We start from the raw sequence: 2,567 nt of genomic DNA, 5'->3' as shown, positions 1-2,567 counted from the left end.
CGAGGCGATCCAGGAGGACCCGGCCACCGCTCGCTGAACGCCGGATTCGGGCAGTGGCTGACCGAGGCGGCCCTGGCCCCGCAGCGCTACACCGTCCGCCAGGGCACCCGGGTGGGGCGTTCGGCGATCCTGCACGTGGAAAACGACGGCACCGGCATCTGGGTGGGCGGAGATGTGGTCACCCGGATCTGCGGCAACGTGGAATTCCCCTCACCCTAGGCCCAGGGAACGGCATGCCGGGCCGCAGGGGTCTAAGCTTGGCAGGTGACTTCCCCCGAATTTGACTCCAAGGCCGCGTGGCGGGCGCTATGGGCGCTGGTCATCGGCTTCTTCATGATCCTGCTGGACACCACGATCGTGTCCATGGCGATGCCGGCCATCATGGGGGCGCTGCACGCGGATCTGACCGCGATCATCTGGGTGAACAGCGCCTACCTGCTCACCTTTGCGGTGCCGCTGCTGATTACCGGGCGCCTGGGCGACCGCTTCGGCCCGCGCAACATCTACCTGATTGGCCTGGTGCTGTTCACCGGTGCCTCGGCCTGGTGCGGGCTTTCCCCCAGCATCGGCTCGCTGATTGCCGCCCGCGCCGTGCAGGGCTTCGGCGCGGCGATGATGTCCCCGCAGTCGATGACGATGATCACCCGGCTCTTCCCCTACCGTCACCGTGGCGCGGCCATGGGCGTGTGGGGTGCGGTGGCCGGGGTGGCCTCGCTGGTGGGCCCGATCGCCGGCGGGCTGCTGGTGGACACCCTGGGCTGGGAGTGGATCTTCTTCATCAACCTGCCGGTGGGCGTGCTGACCTTCATCCTGGTGATGCGCTGGTGCCCAAGCTCCAGCCGCACTCGCGACCTTCGACACGCTGGGCGTGATCCTCTCCGCGGCGGCCATGTTCGCCCTGGTCTACGGCATCCAGGAGGGGGATTCCACCAACTGGGAACCGTTCATCGGGCCGATCGGCTCGGTGCACCTGATCGTTGCCGGGCTGGTGCTGTTCGCGGCGTTCATCTGGTGGCAGTCGCGCACCACCAAGGAACCGCTGGTGCCGCTGGGCCTCTTCCGCGACCGGAACTTCTCCCTGGCAAACCTGGGCATCAGCTTCATGGGCCTGGCCATCACCACGCTGAGCCTGCCGATGATCTTCTACCTGCAGTCGGTGCGCGAACTGAGCCCCACCCAGGCGGCGCTGCTGATGTCACCGATGGCGATCGTCTCGGCCGTGTGCGCACCGTGGGTGGGCAAGCGCGTGACCGCCCACGACCCGCGCAAGTTCGCGATCCCGGGCTTCGCACTGTTCGGCGGGGGCATCGTCAGCTACGCGTTCCTGATGCACGCCGACACCCCACTGTGGGTGCTGCTGCTTCCACCGGTGCTGCAGGGGCTGGGTTCGGCCATGATCTGGCCGTCGCTGTCGCTGACCGCCACCCGCGACCTGGGCCCGGCCAACGCCGGGGCCGGTTCCGGGGTGTACAACACGACCCGGCAGATCGGTGCGGTGCTTGGTTCGGCGCTGATCGCGGTGATGATGCAGTCGCGCATCTCGGCGCAGGTGCAGTCCCAGGCCGGCCCGGACGCCCCGCTGCCCGATGTCTCCGGGGAGCTGACTCCGGGCGCGGTGCTGCCCGACTTCCTGCATGAGCCGATCTCGGTGGGCCTGGGGCAGGCAATGCTGCTGCCCGGGCTGGTGGCCCTGGCCGCCATCCTGGTGGTCGTCTTCTTCCGCGGCCGCCCGGCGGAGCAGCCGCAGCAGGCCAAGCAGCCGGTCCAGCAGGACTAGGCGCAGACGCAAAAACCGCGGTGTTGGCATGACCGAAACTGGTCCTGCCAACACCGCGGTTTTGCTTAAGCCACCCCGAACCAACCGCGCCCGCCCCGGCCGGGACGGACATCGGCGACGCCGGGGGCACCCGGTGGGTTCGGCCCCGAAAAGCCTACTTGTTGTTGTTCTTCTTCTTTTGCTGCCGGTAGGAGCGGCGTCCGAAGATCAGGCGACGGCGATTCCGGCCAGCCACACGTCCTTGGCCAGGGTGCCGCCCTCGGCGGTGGGGCGGATGCCGTCCGATTCGGTCAGCCCCGGGGTGCGCAGGTACATGCTGAGCATGACTCCGGAGAAGCCGGCCAGGCCCAGTCCGGCCAGGCGGGAGGGAACCAGTGGCAGCAGCAGCGCAGAGCCCAGCGAGATCTCGGTGGCGGAGACCGCCTTGCCGAACGCTGCCGGTTCCATGTTGCCCAGCTGCGGCACGCCGTTGGAGGCCATCTGCTGCAGCCCGGCGGCGCTTTCCTCATCCAGGCGCAGCTTGTTGATGCCGCTGTTGAGGATGTACGCACCGCTGACCAGACGTAGTGCGGCATTTGCAATTGAGATACCCATCGATCCTCACTTCTTTCGTTTCAGGTCGTGCTTCGGGCCGATGACCACACCACGGTGCGGCGCATCATGTTGTTTAGCCTAATCACGGCGGCGGCCTATCACAATCTCAACGCGGCCCCACACTGGCAGATCCCAGCTTCGGCCCAGCGCCCCGTCCCACTGCGAAGCTGGGGCACCGCCGTCGTGGCCGGGTGGG

The 2,567-nt window shown here is 67.9% G+C and carries 3 protein-coding genes and 2 pseudogenes; 3 read left to right on the top strand and 2 right to left on the bottom strand.

Annotated features, from left to right (window positions below):
• Window positions 1-219: pseudogene (locus JCM19049_RS11495) on the top strand (PhzF family phenazine biosynthesis protein); the annotation flags it as partial.
• A 32-nt stretch (window positions 220-251) separates the two neighbouring features.
• Here JCM19049_RS11495 and JCM19049_RS20525 read toward each other — a convergent pair.
• A complete protein-coding gene (locus JCM19049_RS20525) occupies window positions 252-416 on the bottom strand; it encodes a hypothetical protein (RefSeq protein ID WP_279403064.1) in 165 nt (54 codons plus the stop codon).
• Between JCM19049_RS20525 and JCM19049_RS20520 the strand changes: the two are divergent.
• A pseudogene (locus tag JCM19049_RS20520) lies at window positions 364-789 on the top strand (MFS transporter); the annotation flags it as partial. The gene JCM19049_RS20525 and the pseudogene JCM19049_RS20520 overlap by 53 nt on opposite strands.
• Window positions 790-868: 79 nt before the next feature.
• A complete protein-coding gene (locus tag JCM19049_RS20515; protein WP_279403063.1) occupies window positions 869-1,777 on the top strand; it encodes an MFS transporter in 909 nt (302 codons plus the stop codon).
• Between the two features lie 207 nt (window positions 1,778-1,984).
• Here the strand turns inward: JCM19049_RS20515 and JCM19049_RS11485 are convergent, their stop codons facing one another.
• Window positions 1,985-2,371 carry a DoxX family membrane protein gene (locus tag JCM19049_RS11485; RefSeq protein WP_279403062.1) on the bottom strand — a complete coding sequence of 129 codons (387 nt, stop codon included), beginning with the start codon at window positions 2,369-2,371 and terminating at the stop codon, window positions 1,985-1,987.
• Window positions 2,372-2,567 lie beyond the last annotated feature (196 nt).

It is taken from the genome of Arthrobacter sp. JCM 19049, from assembly GCF_001310435.1.
The sequence above is the reverse complement of the archived record's forward strand: the minus strand, read 5'-3'. Positions and strand labels throughout refer to the sequence as shown.